Origin of the sequence: Cytobacillus sp. Bac17, assembly GCF_024519925.1 — a bacterium.
GTDB lineage: Bacteria > Bacillota > Bacilli > Bacillales > Cytobacillaceae > Cytobacillus > Cytobacillus pseudoceanisediminis.
Genome location: NZ_JALJRC010000001.1, coordinates 294,911 through 318,151, shown reverse-complemented (window position 1 = coordinate 318,151; position 23,241 = coordinate 294,911). Strand labels below are relative to the sequence as shown.

Genomic DNA, 23,241 nt, shown 5'->3' with positions numbered 1-23,241 from the left:
CATTGATATGTTCAGAAAAGCCCAGCAAGAAGAATATGCGATTCCTGCCTTTAATATCCACAACCTTGAAACATTCCAAGTGGTGGTGGATACTGCAGCAGAATTGAACTCACCTGTCATACTGGCTTCCACACCAGGTACCATTTCTTATTCAGGCGGTGACTATTTGGTGTCAATTGGAAATGCTGCAGCAAAAAGATATGAGATTCCGATCGCTCTCCACCTTGACCATTTTGAGAGTTTTGAAGAAATCAAGAAATATATTGAATTTGGTTTTAAGTCTGTGATGATCGATGCCTCCCATCATCCTTTTGAAGAAAATGTCAAGATTGTAAAGGAAGTTGTCGATTATGCCCATGAATATGGGGTCTCTGTTGAGGCTGAATTAGGCCGTCTAGGGGGAGTAGAAGACGACCTCGTTGTGGATGAAAAGGACGCGAAGTATACCAATCCGGAGCAGGCTGGAAAATTTGTGGAGTTAACCGGGATTGACTCTTTGGCAGTTGCTATTGGAACTGCACATGGATTATACAAGGGTGAGCCTAAAATTGACTTTGATAGGCTGGATGAGATCCGCTCCATGGTTTCTATTCCTCTCGTCCTTCATGGGGCTTCCGATATCCCGGATACAATGGTGAAGAGAACAATAGAACTCGGTATTTGCAAGGTAAATATTGCAACAGACCTAAAAATCCCATTTTCTAATGCGGTCAAACAATACTTTATCGAGAACCCGGATGCAAATGATCCCCGAAAATATATGACTCCAGGCAAAGACGCGATGAAGAAGGTAGTCGAGGAAAAAATTCTTATGTGTGGCAGCAATGATAAAGCCTAGCATACTAACCGTTACCCTTAACCCCGCTATAGATACTGTCTACCGCCTGGAATACCTTAAGATTGGAAGAAGCACACGTACGAAAAGTCCCCTTAAAACTGCAGGAGGAAAAGGACTGAACGTTACAAGGGTGTTGAGCATTCTTGGAGAAAGTGTGACGGCAACCGGTTTTTTAGGGGGGAGCAACGGGGATTTTATCCGGAATGAGCTGGTAAACCTTGGTGTCCGTGATGAATTTGTGAAGATTGCAGGGGAAACAAGGCAGTGTCTTGCCTTTCTTGACAACAGAAATAATCAGACAGAAATTCTTGAGGAAGGGCCCTTCATATCCGTCTTGGAGCAGGAAGAGTTAAAACAGCGCTTGCGCATCTTAATACCTGAAGCTCAAATCCTTATAGTAAGTGGTTCAATGCCCCTTGGAGTATCATACAGCCTCTATCAATGGATGATAAAAGAGGCTAAAAATCATGGAGTCAAAGTTCTCCTGGATACCAGTGGAGAGGCACTAGCCGAATCTCTGTCTTATGGACCTTATTTAATCAAACCTAATCGTGAGGAACTTGAAGGGCTTCTTGGCCGTCCCTGCCGGGAAGAAACAGAAATCTGGAAATCGATGGAGAAGATAGCTGAGAACGGCATAGAGATTGTAATTGTTTCAGACGGTGAAAGGGGATCATTCGTTCATTATAAAGGGGAACGGATGAAAGTGGCAACTGCAGAAATTCGGGCAGTTAGCCCTGTGGGGTCCGGAGATTCATTTATTGCAGGTTTTGCCGCTGGACTTTCAAAAGGATATTCAGTAAAGGATACTCTGATCCTGGCTTCTGCTTGCGGCTCAGCAAACGCAATGGAAGAGAGGACTGGATATATAAATCTCCAAAACTTGAATACATTGATTGAACAAATTTCAATAAACTCAACTTGGTCAGGCAGTTTATAAAAATTTTTCAAAAGATCGCGGAGGTGCCGGATATTGTTAAGAAAGCGAAATAAACAGAAAAGATTTGCCTCTATATTTCTTTCATTCCTTTTGGTCATATCGCTTATTCCACTCAGTGCGGCTGATGCTGAAGAAAATTCAGATACTTCTTCCATCGGCAAAGTTAGTAGGATACAAAAAGAAGGCAGTGATATTTATCTTGATTTCTCTTCTGGAAAAGGAATTAAATTAAGCTTTCTGAAAGACAATGTTTTCAGGCTTCATCTGGATCCGAGCAGTGAATTTCCTGAATACCCAACACCTAACAAGCCTGACCATGTGACGAAAATCGTGGATAAAGATAAAAACGACTACCAAAAAGAATATGGAACCGTAAACGTAAAGGTAAAAGAAGATTCCGATTTTTATAGGATATATACAAAAATATTGGAACTAAAAATCTCCAAAACTGACTCCAAAATGAGCATGATTAATAAACAAAATAACAAGGTTATCTGGAGTGAGAAGGAGCCGCTTTCTCTTGAAGCGAATAGCGCAGTTCAGACACTTAATACAAAAGATGGTGAATACTTTTACGGTGGAGGACAGCAAAACGGCTACTACTCTCACAAAAATAATAAAGTAAATATCTCCATCGGAGGCGGATGGGATGCAGGTGCAGCATCAAGCCCTGTTCCGTTCTACTTGAGCACTGAAGGATATGGAGTGATGAGAAATACGTTTAAGCCGGGTGTCTATGACTTTTCCAAAACGGCAACTTTTTCACATGAGGAAAATAGATTTGACGCTTATTACTTTGTTGAAGACTCCATTCCGGAAATTATTAACGAATATACCGAGCTGACTGGAGAAGCAGCATTAATGCCGGAATATGCGTTTTATTTAGGGCACGCAGATTGCTTTAATGGCACTCACAACGGTCATAAAGACCAGAGAACCCTCCTTGGCAAAGGCTTGGATACATTAAATCAATATGTGGAGAAGGATATGCCGCTCGGCTGGTTTTTGCCGAATGACGGTTATGGATGCGGCTATGGTGGATTAGAGAATTTGGAGAAATTTGCAGATGAAGCAAATGAGAAAGATGTTGAAGTAGGCCTCTGGACACAAAGCAATTTATACCCAGACCCGAGCCTGCCTGAGGATAGCCCATTGCGAAGGGATCTTGATGGTGAAGTGAAGGCGGGAGTAAGAGCTGTTAAAACGGATGTTGCATGGGTAGGACAGGGCTATTCCATGGCTCTTAACGCAACACGCCAGGCTGCTGAAGGAATCGAAAAGCAGGAAAACTCAGGCGGAGCACGCCCGTTTGTGATTAGTCTCGATGGATGGGCAGGCACCCAGCGTTATGCCACTCTTTGGTCTGGTGACCAGTATGGAGGGGAGTGGGAATACATCCGCATGCATATCCCAACATACATTGGAGCGGGATTATCCGGCAATCCGAATGTTGGTTCGGACATGGATGGTATTTTTGGAGGAGATCCAGTCATCCAGACAAGAGATTTTCAATGGAAGGCTTTCTCGCCAATTCAAATTGATATGGATGGATGGGCGTCATCCGGAAACGATTACAGCAAATCCAAAAACCCGTGGAATTATGGCGAACCTTATACTTCCATAAACCGCATGTATCTGAAGCTAAAAGCGCAAATGATGCCATACATTTATACGATTGCAGAAGAATCCACTTCTACCTCTATGCCTTCTGTCCGGGGAATGATGCTGGAGTATCCAGAAGATCCATTTACGTATGGCACTGATACACAGTACCAATATATGTGGGGGCCAAATTTACTGATAGCGCCTGTCTACAATGAAAAGGATCATGCAGCTGGTGTAAGAAACGGAATCTACTTACCGGATTCTGAACAGGTTTGGATCGATTACTTTACAGGTGAGCAGTATCAGGGCGGAGCAGTTTTAAATAATTTTGACGCCCCATTGTGGAAGACACCAGTCTTCGTGAAAAATGGAGCTATCATCCCAATGGCTCCTGAAAACAATGCGATTAATGAGCTGGATGGATCTGAAAATCGAATTTTTGATATATATCCAGCAGGGAAATCTGAATTTACTCTTTATGAGGATGACGGTAAAACAACTGATTACAAATCTGGGAAGAATACAAAAACCAGGATTTCATCTGTCGTAGCAAATGATAAAGTAAAAATTACCGTTCATAAAGCAAAAGGAAAAGGCTACAAAGGAATGGTCAAGGAAAGAGGAACCGAATTCCTCGTTAATACACGAAAGCAGCCTGAATCTGTAACTGTAAAGGTTGGCGGCAAAAATAATAAACTGCGAAAAGCTTTAACAGAGGAAGAATACAGCCGCTCTGAAAATGTTTATTTCTACAATGAAAGTCCGAATCTTAATAAATATTCAACGGAAGGCTCTGAGTTCGCCAAAACAAAGGTAACTACTGCACCGAAGTTATTTGTAAAGATTGCAAAAACGGATATAACCAAGAATCAAGTGATGCTTACGGTAAATGGATTTAACAACACGCAAGAGAAAGAAGTAAAAGATACAGAAGTGCCTGATGTGCCTTACGGACTCGGAGCCGCAGATGAAAATATTACAGATAAAAGCATAAAACTTAATTGGAATAAAGTTGAAGGTGAAAATCTTTCCTATGACCTTAAAATTAATGGAATGATATACAAAAATGTTTATTTCGAAAAAGAAAATGAGAAGCCGTTTTTCGAGCACGATAATCTAAACTTTGACACAGAATACAGATATAGTATCCGGGCAGTTAATACAAAGGGTGCATCAGACTGGAGTGATGAAATAACCGTAAAAACCAAGCTTGATCGATTCAGAAACGTTCCGAAGAATATGACAGCCAATGCCTCAAGCAATCAGCCTGGGAGCGAAGCATCGAGAGCAGTAGACGGAGATGAAAAAACACAATGGCATACAGCTTGGGGGTCAGGAAACGTTCTTCCTCATACCTTTGAGATTGATATGAAGCTTGCCTATCAATTAGATAAGCTGGAGTATGTGCCTAGGCCGGATGCAGGGAACGGAACAATTCTTAAGTATGACCTGGATGTCAGCCTTGATGGGAAGACATACAAAAATGTTATTACCGATGGCACTTTTATTAGGAGCAATGAGACAAAAACGATTCAATTCAACGAAGAGGTAACTGCACGGTATATTAAATTAACGATTAAGGATGCTGTGGGAAAATTCGGATCTGCACAGGAATTCAGGCCTTACAAAAAGGATAAAACTGAAGGAATGGTAGTCGGTGAAAATATACCTAATGGTGCCATAGACGAAGAGGACCTGCTTTTCTTTGCCAGTTATATGGGTGTGGACACCACAGATACTTCTTGGGATCAGGTGTCCAAAGTTGATATTAACTATAATGGCGTGATTGATTCTTATGATTTAATGTATGTAGCAGGACAGCTTGGTGAGACACAGCTCCAGCCGACTAAGCGTCCTGCAGCAGGACTGCTGAGCATTCGTCCTGATAAGCAGCAATTAAAAGCAGGGGAAGAGTTTGCAGTAGAGGTAATAGGTGCAGGGATGAAGGATATTAATGCCTTCAATCTTGAACTTGAAATTGATCCAAATAAGTATGAAATTGTAAAAGAGTGTTTAGAAGGATCTGAATGTGGGGAGAGAATTGCCGACTCTGCTGCTTCTACCGCGAATATGCTGAATTATTCAATTCTTGCAGGAATAGGCAATGAGAAGCAAAGAATTATGGCTGCTTTTTCAAACAAAGGTTCTTTTGAAACGTTAGAAGGCACATCAACTCTGGCAGTCATTAAGCTAAAAGCGAAGAAAGATTTAGAGTTTGATATACCGATTACGAGATCCTTGCTTGTGAATACAAGCTTTGATACCATCGATGAAATCGGTCAGGTTTTAAAGCCTGGAGAAGAGCCTGGAGAAGTCGAGCAGCCTGAAGAGCCGAAGGAACTGCTCATGACGGCAAGGGATATCGCTGTATCTGGTGAAGCAGATAAAATGCAGGATGGTGCTGAAGCCTTCCCGCGGTTAATTGACGGTGAAATAAGTGAATCTTCCCTGGCTGAGCTTAAGTGGAGCATTACGGAAGCCGATGGTATTTCTCTTCCATTAGAGGTTGATTTCAGCTTTAATAGTCCAACAGAACTTACCAGATTTGAAGTATTCAACAGACCGCTTTATACCAATGGGAAAATAAAAGCCCTTCGTGCAAAAGCTTTTGATGAAGAAGGGAATGAGTATGATTTGGGTAGAATGGAAGTCGGGTCAAGCGATAAATCTGTAACCTGCGATTTAACTGAACATACTCAAATGCCATCCGGCAAGAAAATGGTTAAGTTCAAAATTATATTTGAAGAATCTCATAGTGGGCCGCTTATGCTTTCAGTTGCAGAAGTACAATTCTGGAAGAGAAACGCTGCCAATTGAGAGCAATTAAAAAAGAATTGAAGAAAGCCATGGATAGTTCCATGGCTTTTCTTCGTTAGGATTTAAGAAATCAATTTATAAGTAACAACGGATTTAGATAGAGGGGTTTTCATGGTTATCTTGACTGGTGATGATCAACATGTTACCATAACGTCACATGTTAAACTTTTATTTATAACGAAAGGGCCGATGTAATGAGCGACGAGCTTTCCACCGTTTTTAAGGCATTGGGACATCCAATCCGCAGGGAAATTCTCGATATTCTTAAGAAATCGCCAAGAACGACCGGAGAACTTAACGACTATTTTCCTGAAGTTACAAGGTATGCCATTATGAAGCATCTAAATATTTTAGAGGAAGGCAAATTAGTTTTGGTACGGAGAGAAGGAAAATATAAAAGGCATTTTCTTAATGCAGTGCCCCTTCAGGAAATGCATGAGCGCTGGGTAGGTAAATACATGAAATCCGCAGCCAGCTCGCTGTTGAATTTACGGAGGGCCGTTCAAGATAAAGGAGGAGACAAACCGATGGATTCAGCAAAGGAGTTTCGCATTGAACAGGAGATATTTCTTGATGCACCACGAGAAGAAGTATTTAGGGCATTAACCGAAAAGGTGGAAGAGTGGTGGGAGTTTCGCATAGCTCCAAAAGGAGTAACATCCCACTTTACGTTTGTGCCTGTTCCAGGAGGGCAATTCACCGAAAAATGGGGTGAAAAAGAAGGCGCAGTCTGGGGGAATGTATACTATGTGAATGCGCCTGAAGAAATACGGCTGCACGGCCATCTGGGCATGCATGGAGCGGTAAACAGTGCCTATACGTATCGTCTTCTTGAGAAAGAAGGAGGGACGCTGCTGCAGCTTTCCCATACAGCCTCTGGTGTTATTCAGGAGCAATGGGAAGAGGAGCATTCCAAGGGATGGGAATACCTGCTTGGAACCCTGCTAAAAAAATACGTAGAATCGAACTAATTCTGGAGGACAAGATGGTAGATGTAATCACATTGTCCTGCTTCACAAGTGTCAGAGTATGCTTCAAATCCCGATCATGCTCCTGAATGGTATGTCAATATACATGCTGTTGAGTGGAAGACACCAAAACCGCTTCAACTAGGATCACAGATTGCTTTTAGAGCGAAGTTTCTTGGCCGGGAACTTGCTTATGTTTACGAAATTACTGATTATATTCCAGATGAAATATTGGTAATGAAAACTGCAAATGGACCATTTCCAATGGAGACTATCTATACATGGCAAGCGATCGATGAAAATCATACCCTCATGACATTAAGAAATAAAGGGAACCCAAAAGGGTTTAATAAGGTCATGTCTCCATTGATGGAACCGATGATGAGAAGAGCAAATATGAAGGATTTAAAAAAAATCAAAGCCATACTTGAAAAATAATTTTTATCATCCATCCGGCAGGAAGGTTTTTCTGTGGGTTCACATAAGGTGTATGCCCTATGCAGCTTTAAAAAGGCTGTTTAACGGGCTGGGCACCTTATTAATAAGCTGCAGTTTTCACCTTAAAGCATACATATGGCGATACTAATGCCTCATTATTCAATTAGCAATTTTAAAACCGTCCAATCCCTATCAAATCAAACTAAGCCGTCCTATTTAGGGCGGCTTAGTTTGGTTATGTTCCCCTTTTTTATAAAACTAATTTATAGTAGATGCTCCTTTTAGCAGATAGGGGCAGCGCCATTCTCATCATTTTTTAATGATATTTTAAAAGAATTCTAGTTTTTGGAAGGTACATTACAATTACTAACTAATTTAGGAGGAAAGCTAAATGAAAATTGTGATTATACCGTCTGGTTTTAAAGAGTGCCTGGATGCGGAGGATGTGGCGCTGGCGATGGAAAGGGGAGCGCAGCGTTATAACGGGGAAGCCGACATTGAAATAATTCCTATGATTGATGGCGGAGAAGGGTTTGCAAAAACCATTACGAGATTAAAAGGCGGTCACTTGATTTACGTAGATGCGACGGGTCCTGTCGGCAAAAAGGTAAATGCCCATTTCGGCATTTTTGCAGAAAATGGTGAAATGACTGCTGTTATAGAGATGGCTGCAGTGGCAGGTCTGAAGCATGTTCCCCTGCAGGAGCGCAATCCTTTACTGACGACTACTTATGGGGTAGGGGAACTGATTCTTGCTGCTTTGGATTTTGGAGCTGATCGTATTTTGATCGGCTGCGGCGACTCCGGCACTTCAGATGGGGGGGCAGGGATGGCCCAGGCACTTGGTGTCCGGTTTTTGGATGGTAATGGAAATGTAGCCGAAATAAAGGGAGGTGCTGATTTATTAAGAATAAAGCAAATAGATGACTCAGACATGGACAAGCGAGTCAGGCAAATTGAAATTGACGTGGCCTGCAATTGGAAAAATGTTTTATGCGGGGACAATGGAGTAGCGAGGATATTTGGCCCGCAAAAGGGTGCAACCAAAGAGCAGGTAAAAATATTATCCGAAGCCATGGAGCACTATGCGAATCTTTTAGAAGAAAGTTATAGGTTCGATGTCAGATACCTCGAGGGAAGCGGTGCCTCAGGAGGGCTCGGGGCAGGTTTGGCTGTTTTTGCTGGGGCAGTGCTTCATCCTCGTTTCAGCCTTATAAGAAAATACATAAAGATAGAAGAAAAAATTGCTTCCGCTGACATCGTGCTGACAGCGGAAGGGAGTATCGATTTCCAGACTCCAAATGGAAAAATACCGACTGAAGTCGCCAGAATTGCCAAAAAATACGATATACCCGTCATAGCCATCACAGGTTCGGTTGGAAAAGGGGCATCCTTGAATTATGATGCCGGCATAGATGCCTTTTTGAGCATAATTCCAAAGCCGACATCTCTGGAAAAAGCAATTCTGTATGCTCCTCAGTGGATTGAGGACAGTACAGAATCAGTCATGCGGCAAGTGGACATTGGCTATAAAATGGCCAGCAGAAACCGGGTCAATGAAGGGGCAGTCTAATATGCAGACTAGAATGGGAAAGCATGGGCAATCCGGCCATCCATTAATTATGCTTATAGACTGTATTTCCGGGAGAAGCCTGGCCATAATCAGCGCCCATGTCTTCTTCTTTCTGTTGATTGCGTTCGCTGATGGGGTTGATTATAAAGCAAAGTTATCGATTTTCATATTTCTCTCCGCTGTAACACTATGGATTTCAACAAAACTCCCTGCTGGATTCATTGCATTTGCCAGCATCGTATTCATCATTTTAATGAATGGAGCGAGTCAGGAGCTATTATATCTGTCCCTTTCGGAGGAAGTGGTATGGCTGATGGTGGGGGCATTTATCATAGGGGAGGCAGTTGAACAATCAGGTTTAACCGGACGGTTCATTCAGTTTATCTTAGGAAAAAGCCGGACGCCGGCAAAGCTGAAAAGTGGGATGATATCCTTTCTTTTCGCCTCTGTTTTTTTTATACCTTCAACATCCGCCAGAGCTGCCATGGCAAGGCCGGTCATTATTCATCTGGCAAGCAGGCTGACCGTAAAAGAGAAAAAAACTCTAACAATCACTATACCTATTGTCATTTTAATGAGTACATCGGCAGCACTTATTGGTGCTGGTTCCCATGTCATTGGTGTTGGTCTTTTGGAAACTGGGGCTGGCCAATCCATCTCTTATTTGCAGTGGCTAATGTGGGGACTGCCTTTTGCATTGATCATGACAATCGTGAGCTCAATAGCCGTTCAGTGGATGGTGAGGAGCGATAAGGAATTGGAAGAATCACCTTTTATACCTAATATACAGGATACGCCACCTCAAATGCCGCTTACAGGAGCGGAAATTAAAACTCTAATAATAGTTTCTCTTCTGATCATAGGATGGATGACTGACAGTTTCCATGGATATGATCTTGCATTTGTTTCCATAATCGGGGCAATTGCGCTGACCATGCCGAATATGGGTGTAATTACCTGGAAACAGGGGCTTAAAGCAGTTTCTTGGAATTTGATTCTTTTTGTTGCAGCAGCATCCGCACTAGGAAAAATTCTTGTTGAAAATGGTGTGGCAGATTGGATGGAAGGAAAGATTACAGGTTTTCTTCAAATCTTCACTGATGCTCCGGATTGGATTATGGCAGCAGTAATTCTTATCATCACCGTCACCAGCCATTTATACATTACATCCCATACAACAAGGGCAATTATTTTGGTTCCAGGGATCATTCTGTTTAGTCAGTCAATGGGAATGAATCCATACGCAGCCGTCTTTATCAGTTTAATAGGCATGAACTACTGCATCACTTTTCCAGTAAGTTCTAAGGCACTGCTCCTTTTTTATGAAGATGATGAATTAAGTTATGATGCAGGTATTTTAGCTAAGTTAAGTGCAATCCTAATGCCCCTTTACATTGCCATTGCAGTTATTTTCTACTGTACTTATTGGCAGTGGACGGGTATGAGTCTATATTGACTGAAATACTTACCGCATTTTTAAAAATGCGGTTTTTCATTTGAATTGGAAATATATTTAATTAGGATGAACCGAACGAACTGGTTAGGGAAAATTAGATAGTGTGCTTGAATGTTACTTAAATTTAGGGTAAAGTTAATTGTAGACATTAAAGATCTTTAATGTATTCATAAAGGAGATAGGAAATGAAATATTCAAAAGCCACCAACTATGCATTGCACACAATGGTATATTTAACTTTAACACCCAAGGGGAAATCTGTTGGCGTTGAACAGCTGGCTAAAATCCAAAATCTTTCCCCGACCTACCTGTCGAAAATTCTCACGAAACTTGTAAAGGCAGGCCTTATTGAATCAACTCCTGGTGTTAAGGGCGGATACAGCATTGTAAGCCATTCGCGTAAAACTTCCTTTCTGGATGTCATTCATGCCATCGAAGGGCACACCACCTTGTTTCATTGTTCTTTGGAACATGATGATTTACAAAATGAAGATTGCTTAATTGAAAAGGTAATGTTTGAAGCTGAGAAAAAGATGAAAGATGAGCTGAATACAAAATATATTTCTGATATTGCAAAAGAGATTGATTCCACAAAAAAATAAAAAAAGAATTGTAATCAGTCTAAGTAATTTTTTTGTGATAATCATAGATATTAAAAGTCTATAATATATTTAATTGAGGAGGAAATAAATATGCTGTTAGATTGTGTCATTATCGGCGGAGGGCCATCCGGATTAAATGCTTCACTTGTTCTTGGAAGGGCAAGGAAAAAGGTTATCCTTTTTGATGAGAATAAACCCAGAAATGCGGTAACTCACGAATCTCATGGTTTTATTACAAGGGATGGCATCAAACCTTCTGAGTTTAAGAGAATTGCCAGGGAAGATTTAATGAACTATCCTGACATCACAATGGAGAACCAGCGGGTTACTGATATAAAGAAAGAAAATGATGCTTTCATGGTTCGTGCAGAAGACGGCAGAAGCTTTCGCTCCAGAAAGGTCCTTTTGGCAACAGGTCTAAAAGATGAACTTCCAGCAATTGAAGGAATTCACCAGTTTTATGGCAAAACCTTATTTAGTTGCCCATTTTGCGATGGCTGGGAATTAAGAGACCGCCGATTAGTTCTAATCTCAGAGGATAACCGTGCTATCCATATGGCAAAAATGATTTCAAATTGGAGTAATAATCTTGCTGTTTGTACGAATGGCAATTTGATATTTTCGGAAGAGCAAAAAGAAATATTAATAAGAAAACAAATAAGGGTATTTGATGATGAGATAGCTGCTTTAGAAGGGGAAAGCGGGCGCTTGGCCAAAATAAAATTTAGAAATGGCAATGAACTTTTTAGGGCTGGAGGCTTTGTCACAACGGGTTTAACCCAAGCTGCGCCATTTGCAGAAGTATTAGGATGCAAGATGAATAATATGGGAGGAATTGAAACAGACACCCTTGGCCGAACAAATATTGAAGGTGTTTATGCCAGTGGTGATAATTCTATCCTGGCACCTTCACAATTGATTATTGCTGCCAGTGAGGGAAGTAAAGCGGCTATAGGAATCGTTCATGATTTAGTAAATGAAGATTTTTAAAAGGTGTTGGAAGTAAAACTTTTTTTTACTATAATTAAAGAGTATGTGTGTCTTTAATATCCATTAATATTATTTGGTGAGTTACACATTGTCCAAAGGAAGAGTTGATCAATATGGAAGAAAAAATGGAACGTGCAGAAAGAAAAATAGAATTTCTGGAAAATCCAAAATAAGAGGTGATATTCCACTAAAAAACTGCTGTGAATGATCCCTATTAAGAATACGTACACGATTTCGGATATAGGTGCTGGCACTGGTTATATTACAGTCCGCAGCAAGAGCCACAGCTGGAATGGTTTATGCATTAGATATTGATGGAGATATGCTGGATGTGATCAAACCCAAAGCGGAAAAGGAAAAAAATGAAAATATCATAATACTAAAAGAAAGTATTAATCATATTCCATTACCCGACAATAGTATTGGTCTTGCACTTGCATCATTAGTTCTCCATGAGATGCCATCCTTACTACGTGCACTGGGGCAAATAAACGAGTGTTTATGCCTGGCGGCTATTTCGTATGTATCGAAATTGAAAAGAAAGACTTTCCAAAAGAAAGACATCCCAGAATTGCTTCATCTGAAATGGAAGAAGCAATTAAACTTGCAGGGCTGAATGTATCCATGAAGCTTTTTTAACAGATGCCATCTATATGATTATAGCTAAAAAATTATAATTGAAAAATGAGGAAGAGCTGTGAACTTCTCCATTTCTTTAGCGGGCAGTAAAGACTAAGGAGTGAGACATGGCTATGAAATCAATCTAGCGATAATTGGAATCAATACTCGAGCTGGAGTACTCATCAATTTTGGTTTCATATGCTTCTTATTTTCATACTTATAAACGTTGTCGGGTTTGCACAAGACAGGCGAGGTAAACGTTCACCTGCACTGATACTATCAGAGAACGCTACTCGCTTTAGTTCCGGTGCTGTATTTGATTTTGTACAAGGGTGTTTATAAATAAATTTTGAGTGCTATTTTTACTTTTGTATCAAGCGTATCCTTTTCTCCTATTTATCCTGCAAATAGGAACCGTCTATTTTTACTTGTATCTAACCTATTTCTCTGTAGCACCCGTATCAATTTGGTTAACGAATCTTTTTGTTAATTTTCAGAAACAAGAGGAATAAGAGGTTAAGAAGGCGCCTTGTACTTTTTTCCATAGGCATTATAATAGATTTGTAAGCGATTACGATATTAAAAGGAGGAGACTATGGGCAGATTAGTTCATTTTGAAGTTCATGTGGACGATATGGAGCGCGCCAAGAAGTTTTATGGCGAGGTATTCGGATGGTCATTTCAGGATTGGAGTGAGTATGCCGGAATGCCTTATTATGGAGCAGTGACTGGAAATGAAGAAGAACTTGGCATTAACGGTGCTCTGTTGCAAAGACAGGGACCGCCACCAGAAGCTAATCAAGCCTTAAACGGATATGCCTGCACGATGGGTGTGGAGGACTATGATGCAGCCGAAGCCAGAATTATTGAGAATGGCGGCACTGTCGCATTGCCGAAGTATGCTCTTCCTGGAATGGCTTGGCAGGGTTATTATAAGGATACTGAAGGGAATATTTTCGGAATTCACCAGCCGGATGCAAATGCCAAGTAAATCTATCTAAAACTTATATCATTAAATGGAAAAATACATAATTGAAAAAAGCCTTCTCCATGAGAGGGCTTTTTTGTTTAGGAGCCAGTCAAAGGGCTGGCAACTGTATTTCGTAATCAGGCACTGATTTTTACAATTTTGCCTTCTTTGCGTTTCTTTGCATATTCAGCAGTTGCGGTAAATAGTACATCTGATGACGAGTTAAGGGCCGTTTCACAAGAATCCTGAAGAACTCCTATGATGAATCCTACACCTACAACCTGCATCGCGATGTCGTTCGGTATTCCGAATAAGCTGGCTGCTAAAGGGATGAGAAGAAGCGAACCGCCTGCAACACCTGATGCACCTGCGGCTGATACTGCTGCTAATACGCTAAGGATAAGAGCAGTTGCAAAGTCCACTTGAATGTCTAGTGTATGGACAGCAGCAAGAGTCAGAATAGAAATTGTAACAGCTGCACCTGCCATGTTAACCGTTGCGCCTAATGGGATGGATACGGAATAAGTATCTTCATCCAGCCCAAGCTTTTCGCATAAGCTCATATTTACAGGGATATTCGCTGCTGAGCTGCGCGTAAAGAATGCTGTCATTCCGCTTTCTCTCAGACATTTAAATACTAGAGGATATGGGTTCCTGCGAATGTTTAAGAATACGATAAGCGGATTCACAACAAGAGCAATAAAGAACATAGAACCGAGCAGGATTGCAAGCAGTTTTCCGTAATCAAGCAATGCTGAAAGACCATTGGTGACTATCGCATCAAACACGAGACCCATGATCCCGATTGGAGCGAAGCTAATTACCCATTTTACTAAAGTTGAGATTGCATCTGAGAAGTTTGCGAGCATGTTTTTTGTTGTATCAGCAGATTTTCTTAAAGCAATGCCGAGGAGAATTGCCCAAGTCAGAATACCGATATAGTTACCATTAATCAGTGCATTGATCGGGTTGTCCACTACGTTAGTCAGAAGGGTTTGAAGAACTTCTGCTATCCCTCCAGGAGGTGTTACATCCTCAGCTCCGGGAGCAAGTGACAGGGTAACCGGAAAAATAAAGCTGGCAACAACTGCTACAAATCCAGCCAGAAAAGTACTTAATCCATAAAGGGCGATAATAGATTTCATATTCGTCTTATGGCCGCTTCTATGCTTGGAAATGGCGTGCATTACCAGGAAAAATACCAATACCGGCGCTACAGCTTTTAATGCACCTACAAAAAGAGTGCCGAAGATAGTGATCCATCCCGCTGCTTTAGGAATGGTCAAAGCCAGGGCGACACCTGCGATGATGCCCAGCAGAATTCTTTTGACCAGGCTTATTTGGTTCCACTTGCTGATTGCGTTTTTCATAGAATTCCCTCCGAAGTGATTATTATATAAAAGAGAATAATTGCTTGTCACTGTTATTTGACAGTGATATTTGTTAGTTTAACACAAATATTATAAATTGTGCGATAAATTATTATATTGAAATATCTGTCAAACAGCTTTTATTAAGATAGATTGCTGATGCTATTGGTTTCACTTGTTTATTTTTGTGGAAAGAATAATAAAGAATTTAATACTTTTTTTGCTTGTGGAATAAGAGCCTTTCTATAGCCGCAATCTAAAAATGTACATAAAATCGAAAGATGAGGTATACACCATGACTGGAATTCTACTAGCCCTCATAGCAGCGGTTTCCTGGGGCAGCATTGTATTTGTCAGCAACAAGCTTGGCGGTGACGAGGACAGCCAGACACTTGGTACGACAATAGGTGCCCTGTTATTTGCCATCGCTGTCTATCTTTTCAAGAGGCCGGATCTGTCCAATATTGTTTGGGCAGTCGGCTTTATTTCTGGTTTGTTCTGGTCAATCGGGCAGAAAAATCAGTTTGGGGCAGTCCGCTATTTGGGAGTTGCCAAGACAGCTCCGATGTCCACAGGTCTGCAGCTTATTGGAACAACTTTTTTTGGGGTATTCATTTTTAAAGAATGGGAAACAACGATGAGTATTATCATCGGGGTCTCCTCTCTTGTCTGCATCATTGTTGGTGCCGTTCTGACTTCTCTGAAACAGGGGGATGACAAGGAACAGGGGAAAAGTCTCAAGAAAGGATTGCTTGTACTGCTTTTATCGACGGCAGGTTTTGTGGGGTATGTCGTTTTAATACGCTGGTTTGATATTGACGGCTGGTCTGCGATTCTGCCGCAGGCGATTGGGATGGTAACAGGAGCATTCCTCATAACTCTGCGCCGCAAGCCATATAACAAATTTGCTATAAGGAATATCATTACGGGACTGATTTGGAGCACCGGGAATCTGGGATTGCTGCTTTCACTGCCGAAAATCGGCGTTGCCACCAGCTTTTCACTCTCCCAGACCGGAATTGTCATATCGACGATTGGCGGGCTTTTCTTTTTAAATGAACGCAAAAGCAAAAAGCAGGTGTTTATGGTTCTCCTGGGCTGTTTGTTTATTATCGCAGGTGGAGTTTTGCTGGGCTTTACGAAAAAATAAAAATAAGGGAGCGGATCTTATGTATCCAAGTCTTGAAGGCAAAGTTATCGTCATTACCGGCGGAGCTACCGGGCTCGGGAAGGCAATGGCTGAGCGATTCGGTGCTGAAAAAGCGAAGGTTGTCATCAATTATTTTAATGAGGAACAGGAACTGCAGGGAATCATTGAAACGATTGAAAATGCAGGCGGAAGTGCATCTGCCATCCAGGGGGATGTTACAAAGGAAGAGGATATTAAAAGAATGATTGCCCATGCAATTAACACGTTCGGTTCCCTCGATGTCATGATCAATAACGCGGGAATCGAAAATGAAGTCCCATCTGAAGAACTCACCCTTGAGGATTGGAATAAAGTTATATCGACGAATTTGACGGGACAATTTCTTGGCTGCCGGGAAGCCCTTGATTATATGCTGGAAAACAAAATAAAAGGCTCGATCATTAATATGTCATCTGTTCATCAGGAAATTCCCTGGCCCCATTTTGTTCACTATGCCGCAAGCAAAGGCGGGGTCAAATTGATGACCGAGACTCTCGCTCTTGAATTTGCCCCGCACGGAATCAGGGTGAACTGCATTGCCCCTGGTGCTATTGATACACCGATTAATGCTGAAAAATTCTCAGATCCTGAATTGAAAAAAGGTGTCCTTGAGCTCATTCCTATGGGCTACATCGGGAAGCCCGAAGAAATCGCAGCTTGTGCAGTGTGGCTGGCTTCCACAGAAGCGAGCTATGTCACCGGACTGACATTATATGCTGACGGAGGCATGACACAATATCCCGGATTCCAGGCGGGAAAAGGATGATGGAAAAATGCCCTTCTCACTAATGAGAGGGGCTTTGAAGTTTTATTTCAAATCAAAAAACACGGTATTTCCTACCCAGGAATCATATTCCATTTTGGCATCCTCGCCGGTTTTTACTAAACCGGCTATATACCCTTCCTTCTCGTTTCCTTTATACATTTCAAAAGAAAAATCAGGTTCTGCTGTTGCGACAGTATCGCCGCTGTATACATCGCCGCTCTCGCTGACAAATTTAAAGTTCATGATTCCATCGATCGTGAATGGATGGTCCTCTGTTTCAGAGTCGGCAACTATTACTTTGCTTTTTACAAGAACCCATTCATATCCTTCAGGTGCATCCTCGTTAAACTCATTCATTTCCTTCAGTTTGACCTGTGCATCCTGTCCGCGAATGACCTCTTCTACTGACAGCTCAATCTTTGTTTTATATTCATTTGATGAATCATCGTATGTGACCGTTTCAATCGCAGCCATCTCATTTACTTTTATCGGATTGGAGCGGGAGCCAGCCTTTGATTCTTCTTTTTTCTCCTCAGGCTTTGCACTTTGCTCCTCGCCATTCTCCTCTGTTTTGCTTTTTGTTGATACACCCTTGCTTTCACCGCACGCAGTTAGAAACAATGCAGACACCAAACCTGCCACAGCTAATTTTACTAATTTCCTATGTTTCATATTAATCCCTCCAGTTAGTTATCTTGATCTCTACAAGTAAAATAGTAGCATGAAGGCTGATTAAATTTTTGGAAGGGTGAAAGACATAAATAAAAAAATCCGGCCTCTTAATAAGGGCCGGACCTGAAGGGGTAAAGAAAAAGGGCTGTATGATGTTTCGGTACAAATTCATTGTAATACGTAAATGTTAACAAACTATGAACGGGATGCGGACAAAGTATTAAATATTTCCTTTCGATATAAGAGTGAAAGGTCCATTTGTTAAAATTATTAAATGAGTATACAATCAGGCTGGACAAAAAATCCTGCAGTAGAAATCGGGTTAACATTATCTATAACTTTGCAGTTAACTTTTCAATACATGAGGAATTTGAACCTGCAGGGGGGACATACAAATTGCTAAGGGAGTCAGCAGCGAAGGCGGCATCAGACATTCATAATTTTAGGCAAGCATAACTTTGAGAAACTCATTGATAAAGCCATCGTAGTCAAGTTTAACGGCTATTCTGGTCTTTCCCTTCTGGCTGCCGGGCCGGATATCAATGTATGATAAACCCTTTCCTTCTACAGTTCCATCTATAACACTTACGTCGTAATAAATGTATTCTGCTATAGCAGGATTATTGATGATCATGATGGTAAGCAGATCGTGAATAGGTGCTCCTTTAATGCCGGGAACCAGCTTCTGATAAGCCTTATAATAGTACTCGAAAATAGGTTTTAATAAAATGGTGAAAGGGTTTGTAGCTGTTTTTGTTACATATTCCACTGTTTCCATGGTCAATAAGGCGAATTCTGTTACATTTAGAGGGGTAATCGTAAGGTTATTGGCATATTTACAAATGTAATTGGAAGAGGTAGGGTCACCATAAAAATTGGCTTCTGCAAGAGGTGTAACGTTCCCGGGAACAAAGAAAGCACCGCCCATGATATAAAAAGCTCCCACTTGCTTGATCTGTTCGTCAAAGAGTATAAAAGCTATCGCCAAGCTAGTAGATCTTCCGGTATCAACAATAATCAAGTCTTTCTGATACTTTTCAATAAGGATACCTATTGTATCAAATGGATAGGTTTGATATTTCATATCAGCAGGAGGCTGAATAGGTCCAATCCCTTCGGCTCCATGGATATCCGGATAGTACGTAACTTTTTCCTGCTGAACAGGCTGAGCAGCACCAGGAATAATAGGAATATTTTTTTGTCCAGCCAGATCTAGCAGATAATAAGCATTTGATGTTGCCTGGTCCTCAGTTACATTCCCATAGCTTGTAACAAGTCCGACCAGTTCAAGATTCGGATCCAGCAATGTATAAATGATCGCTAGAGAGTCGTCAATTCCAGGGTCACAAAATAATAAAATTTTCTTCGTTTTTCTTTTCGCCATTTAAACCCCTCCCTAAATTGCTTATACAAAAATATTCATAAATGACTTTTAATATGTTGTTTTAAGAAAAGGTCTAAAAATATAAAAAGCGCCTGTTCCCGTAAAAGTTGAAGGGAAAAGCGCGTGTCTTCTTTTCTTCTATTTTCTTTTTTGAGCCTTCATTTTGTTCTCTTCCAGTTCAGCAGCATACTCTTCGTATGTTTTACCCTGCTTCTGGCTTTCCGATTGAATTTTTTTGAACTTGTTATCATTTAGATTAGGCACGTCTTCACCCCCCTTTGGACAAGAGTATTTTTTTACAAAGGCAAGAACATTATTCGAACAAATAAACGAGGAGCATTTTTCGTAAAAAGGTTTCATTTCAGCCACACAGGGTATGATAACACCTGAAGTAATTGTGTTTTGGAAGAAACCCCATCACCTAACAATACAGGAAAATCCAGGTATAAATTTCTAAAACCGAGGTAAAATATCGTCATAAAATATTAGGAGGTCTGATTTTGGCAAAGAATAATGATAGGAATTCAGCAAATGATCAAGATGTAAAGCGTGAGACGCTGACGACTCGGCAGGGACATCCTGTTACTGATAACCAAAACATCCGTACGATAGGCAATCGGGGACCAGCGACCTTGGAGAATTACCATTTCATTGAGAAGATCTCCCATTTTGACAGGGAAGAAGTACCGGAGCGTGTGGTTCACGCAAGAGGAGCAGGGGCATTCGGTTACTTTGAGACATACGGAAAAGTTGGGGATGAGCCGGTCGAAAAGTATACACGCGCAAAGGTTTTTTCTGGTGCAGGGAAGAAGACGCCATTGATGGTACGCTTTTCTACCGTTGCAGGGGCAAAAGATTCACCGGAAACGGCTCGTGATCCGCGCGGCTTTGCAGTAAAAATGTACACAGAGGATGGAAACTGGGATTTAGTCGGTAATAACCTGAAAATCTTCTTTATCCGGGATGCGATGAAATTCCCTGATATGATTCACGCCTTCAAGCCTGATCCTGTTTCAAATGTGTCAAATCCCGAGCGGATGTTTGACTTTGTATCCAGGACACCTGAGGCCACACACATGATTACATTCTTGTTTTCACCTTGGGGAATACCCGCTACATACCGTCATATGCAAGGCTCCGGCGTCAATACGTATAAATGGGTGAATGAAAAAGGGGAAGCGGTACTGGTGAAATATCACTGGGAGCCGAAGCAGGGCATCCGCAACCTGACACAGGAAGAGGCAAACGAAATTCAGGCGAAAAATGTAGGTCATGCCACACAGGATTTATTTGAGTCAATTAAACGGGGAGATTATCCTGAATGGGAGCTATTTGTACAGATTATGGAGGATGATTACCATCCTGAACTGGATTTTGATCCCCTTGATGATACAAAGCTTTGGCCGGAAGATAAGTTCCCTTGGCTTCCTGTTGGCCGTATGGTTCTTGATCGCAATCCAGAGGATTATCATGCAGAGATTGAGCAGGCTGCCTTCGGTACAGGGGTACTCGTTGACGGAATGGATTTTTCTGATGATAAGATGCTTCAGGGCCGGACATTCTCTTATTCCGATACACAGCGCTATCGCGTAGGGGCAAACTATCTGAAATTACCGGTGAACGCGCCGAAAGCACCTGTTCGCACAAACCAGCAGCGCGGCCAAATGGATACTCGTGACCCTAAAGAATCGGGAGAAAATCCGCATATTAACTATGAGCCATCGATGAAGGGCGGCTTCAAGGAAGCACCTGAGGAAGGGCGCACACCGCATCGGCCAACCTATAATGCTGCAGCCATGAGCGCACCTATCGATCGTCCAAATAATTATGGTCAGGCAGGCCATACATATCGGAGCTTTGAAGATTGGGAGCGCGAGGAATTAATCAAAAACCTCTCTGAAGCACTGGCGGTATGTGACAAACGTATTCAGGATGCTATGTTTGAGCATTTCACACAGGCTGATGAAGATTATGGACGCCGTGTGAAGGAAGGAACCGAGAAAGTCATGAAAGAATTGCTGGCAATGAGCGGGGAAGAGCAAGTGCCTGGCCGAGACGCTGGAAGATCCAAATATGGCCAGGGTTCGATTGCTGAAAACGAGGCAGCAAAGGAAGCTGTTGAGAAAAGCCGTGAAACGGATCCATATTAATTAAGAAGCTAGGGCTGTCCAAAGGTGGACAGCTTTTTTTCTTTGTTTTTTCCATTTTTTAATTGCAGGCAGGTAGGACTTCCTCCCGGTTTTGTAGAATAATCTCCTAAACTATATAGCCAGAGGTGCCGAATGAAACCAATTATAGGGGTTACATCGAATTTAGATGACAAGCAGCTTTCCGTTTCAATGGATAATATCCATTCATTAGTAAACGCAGGGGCCGTTCCAATTGTTTTGCCTAATCTGCTGGAAGATGGCAAAATTGAAAAATTAGCTGAAGAGATGGATGGGCTGCTTCTTACGGGTGGAGGGGACATCGATCCCACCCTATTTGGTGAAGAACCCCATCAAAATCTGGGAAGCATCTGTCCTGAAAGAGACACGTTTGAACTCAGCATTATTAAAAAAATGCTGGCTCTTGATAAACCAATTTTAGCCATATGCAGGGGCTGCCAAATCCTCAGTATTGCTGCTGGGGGTGATATGTATCAAGACATCTATTTCCAGATGGGCGTCCCTCTTTTGCAGCATGCCCAAAAAGCACCCCGGTGGCATGCGTCCCACTTTGTAAATGTAAAAAGAAATTCTCTTCTGCACAGAGCCACTGGTGAGCTGAGTTTTAAAGTAAACAGCTATCATCATCAGGCTGTCCGCAAGATGCCTGAAAACTTTGAGGTATGTGCCGAGGCAAATGATGGAGTCATTGAGGCTTTTGAGAGTAACAAGCATAGCTTTGTATTAGGGGTACAGTGGCACCCTGAATGCATGACACAAAAGAACGATCACCCATCCTTAGCTATTTTTGATGCATTTATAAAGGCTTGCAAACAATAAAACTAGAAATAAAAAGCCGTCGCATTTTTCATTTTTGCGACGGCTCTTTCATAGTCCATTCTCTAAATAACTCTCTGAACAGGCGATAAACTCCCGAACCGCAAACGATAAGTACTTTTCCTTTTTCCAGATCATCCCCAGCTCCAAATTTATAGCAGATTCAGAGATTGGCAGAACAACAAGGTCTTGGCTGTATATATTCTGACAGATTTTACTTGGCAGCATAGTGATCCCCAGTTTTCCTTCAACCATCCCCAGCAGGAAGTCCTTTTGTGAGCTTTCACAGACAATATTGGGATGAAATCCGCTTTTCGAGCACTCCTCAATGATCAGGTCGTAAAGGGTGAAATCTTTCCGGTAGAGTATAAAGGGCTCATTCGCCAATTGTGAAAAGTGTACCTCACTATTTGAAGCCAGCGGATGTTCACGATGGACAATAAGCATTAAGGGGTCCTTTAAAACATTAATAATTTCAAAGCTGCTGCCTTGTGCAGGCACCGTACAAATAAGGCCAATATCCAATGTTCCATCGTCTACGCCCTTTTTAATTTTCTTTGTGCCTACCTCTGTTAATTTAATTTCAATCAATGGGAATTTTTCTTTATACTGGCTGATGAGCTGCGAAAAAAAAGCGGCACCTACAATAGGAGGGATGCCAATTTTGATTTCACCGCTCTTCAGCTCCGTCACATCTGTTAACTCCAAAGTCAGGTTTTTAAATGCGTCCAGCACTTTCTTTGCATTAATCAGCACCGCTTTTCCCGCATCCGTTAATTCAAGCTGCTTCGATGACCGGTAAAAAAGCGGCACCCCCAGTTCGCCTTCGAGGTTTTTTATGGCTTTGCTGATGGATGGCTGGGTGACATGCAGGGTCTGTGATGCTTTTGTGAAACTTAAGTGCTGAGCTACTTCAGCAAAATATTCCAAATGCCGTATATCCAAACAGATCCCCCCTTCATATAACCAAAAGGCATAATGTTTATAGATTATATGTATTTCATTTATGGATATCATTCATTATATAATAATCTACAACAATATGATACTGAAAATTA

19 protein-coding genes and 1 pseudogene are annotated in these 23,241 nt (G+C 41.6%); 15 read left to right on the top strand and 5 right to left on the bottom strand.

Annotated features, from left to right (window positions below; all coding sequences use genetic code 11):
* Positions 1–7 precede the first annotated feature (7 nt).
* The 11 genes and pseudogenes from NR125_RS01585 to NR125_RS01535 all read left to right on the top strand — a co-directional run bounded on the left by NR125_RS01585 (position 8) and on the right by NR125_RS01535 (position 13,839).
* Positions 8–838: a tagatose bisphosphate family class II aldolase gene (locus tag NR125_RS01585; RefSeq protein ID WP_034295910.1), complete on the top strand. Its 831-nt coding sequence runs from the start codon at positions 8–10 to the stop codon at positions 836–838.
* Positions 825–1,778, top strand: a complete 954-nt coding sequence (gene pfkB, locus NR125_RS01580; protein WP_009330487.1) for a 1-phosphofructokinase — start codon at positions 825–827, stop codon at positions 1,776–1,778. Before NR125_RS01585 ends, pfkB begins: the two co-directional genes overlap by 14 nt.
* A 33-nt stretch (positions 1,779–1,811) precedes the next feature.
* Positions 1,812–6,200 (top strand): TIM-barrel domain-containing protein, encoded by a 4,389-nt coding sequence (locus NR125_RS01575; RefSeq protein ID WP_192908522.1) that lies wholly within the window; start codon positions 1,812–1,814, stop codon positions 6,198–6,200.
* Between the two features lie 194 nt (positions 6,201–6,394).
* Positions 6,395–7,171, top strand: a complete 777-nt coding sequence (locus NR125_RS01570) for an SRPBCC domain-containing protein (protein WP_192908523.1) — start codon at positions 6,395–6,397, stop codon at positions 7,169–7,171.
* Positions 7,172–7,216: 45 nt separating this feature from the next.
* Positions 7,217–7,606, top strand: a pseudogene (locus NR125_RS01565) (SRPBCC family protein); the annotation flags it as partial.
* 391 nt (positions 7,607–7,997) lie between these two features.
* On the top strand, positions 7,998–9,179 hold the full coding sequence (locus NR125_RS01560) for a glycerate kinase family protein (protein ID WP_192908524.1): 1,182 nt from the start codon (positions 7,998–8,000) through the stop codon (positions 9,177–9,179).
* Position 9,180: 1 nt separating this feature from the next.
* On the top strand, positions 9,181–10,635 hold the full coding sequence (locus tag NR125_RS01555; RefSeq protein WP_192908525.1) for an SLC13 family permease: 1,455 nt from the start codon (positions 9,181–9,183) through the stop codon (positions 10,633–10,635).
* 185 nt (positions 10,636–10,820) lie between these two features.
* The gene (locus tag NR125_RS01550) at positions 10,821–11,237 is read left to right on the top strand and encodes an Rrf2 family transcriptional regulator (protein ID WP_009330480.1); all 417 of its coding nucleotides are present in this window, start codon (positions 10,821–10,823) and stop codon (positions 11,235–11,237) included.
* A 90-nt stretch (positions 11,238–11,327) separates the two neighbouring features.
* The gene (locus NR125_RS01545; protein WP_192908526.1) at positions 11,328–12,227 is read left to right on the top strand and encodes an NAD(P)/FAD-dependent oxidoreductase; all 900 of its coding nucleotides are present in this window, start codon (positions 11,328–11,330) and stop codon (positions 12,225–12,227) included.
* 244 nt (positions 12,228–12,471) lie between these two features.
* Positions 12,472–12,843 (top strand): class I SAM-dependent methyltransferase, encoded by a 372-nt coding sequence (locus NR125_RS01540; protein WP_226280716.1) that lies wholly within the window; start codon positions 12,472–12,474, stop codon positions 12,841–12,843.
* Positions 12,844–13,443: 600 nt separating this feature from the next.
* Complete coding sequence (locus NR125_RS01535) at positions 13,444–13,839, top strand: VOC family protein (protein ID WP_009330477.1); 396 nt, start codon at positions 13,444–13,446, stop codon at positions 13,837–13,839.
* Positions 13,840–13,955: 116 nt separating this feature from the next.
* Here NR125_RS01535 and sstT read toward each other — a convergent pair whose 3' ends face one another.
* Entirely contained in the window at positions 13,956–15,188 is a 1,233-nt protein-coding gene (sstT, locus tag NR125_RS01530; protein WP_192908527.1) for a serine/threonine transporter SstT, read from the bottom strand.
* A gap of 295 nt (positions 15,189–15,483) precedes the next feature.
* Here sstT and NR125_RS01525 point away from each other — a divergent pair, with 295 nt between their 5' ends.
* Positions 15,484–16,338, top strand: coding sequence for a GRP family sugar transporter (locus NR125_RS01525; protein ID WP_009330475.1), 855 nt, complete (start codon positions 15,484–15,486; stop codon positions 16,336–16,338).
* 19 nt (positions 16,339–16,357) lie between these two features.
* The gene (locus tag NR125_RS01520) at positions 16,358–17,143 is read left to right on the top strand and encodes a glucose-1-dehydrogenase (RefSeq protein WP_009330474.1); all 786 of its coding nucleotides are present in this window, start codon (positions 16,358–16,360) and stop codon (positions 17,141–17,143) included.
* A gap of 42 nt (positions 17,144–17,185) precedes the next feature.
* Here NR125_RS01520 and NR125_RS01515 read toward each other — a convergent pair whose 3' ends face one another.
* The 3 genes from NR125_RS01515 to NR125_RS01505 form a co-directional block, all read right to left on the bottom strand.
* Positions 17,186–17,815 carry a hypothetical protein gene (locus NR125_RS01515; protein WP_192908528.1) on the bottom strand — a complete coding sequence of 210 codons (630 nt, stop codon included), beginning with the start codon at positions 17,813–17,815 and terminating at the stop codon, positions 17,186–17,188.
* Between the two features lie 442 nt (positions 17,816–18,257).
* A complete protein-coding gene (locus tag NR125_RS01510; protein ID WP_192908529.1) occupies positions 18,258–19,199 on the bottom strand; it encodes a nucleoside hydrolase in 942 nt (313 codons plus the stop codon).
* A gap of 138 nt (positions 19,200–19,337) precedes the next feature.
* Positions 19,338–19,463, bottom strand: coding sequence for a hypothetical protein (locus NR125_RS01505; RefSeq protein WP_019382015.1), 126 nt, complete (start codon positions 19,461–19,463; stop codon positions 19,338–19,340).
* Positions 19,464–19,699: 236 nt separating this feature from the next.
* Between NR125_RS01505 and NR125_RS01500 the strand changes: the two genes are divergently transcribed.
* Entirely contained in the window at positions 19,700–21,349 is a 1,650-nt protein-coding gene (locus tag NR125_RS01500) for a catalase (RefSeq protein ID WP_009330470.1), read from the top strand.
* Between the two features lie 132 nt (positions 21,350–21,481).
* A complete protein-coding gene (locus tag NR125_RS01495; RefSeq protein WP_019382016.1) occupies positions 21,482–22,186 on the top strand; it encodes a gamma-glutamyl-gamma-aminobutyrate hydrolase family protein in 705 nt (234 codons plus the stop codon).
* A gap of 48 nt (positions 22,187–22,234) precedes the next feature.
* Here the strand turns inward: NR125_RS01495 and NR125_RS01490 are convergent, their stop codons facing one another.
* Positions 22,235–23,128: a LysR family transcriptional regulator gene (locus NR125_RS01490; RefSeq protein WP_019382017.1), complete on the bottom strand. Its 894-nt coding sequence runs from the start codon at positions 23,126–23,128 to the stop codon at positions 22,235–22,237.
* Between the last annotated feature and the right edge of the window lie 113 nt (positions 23,129–23,241).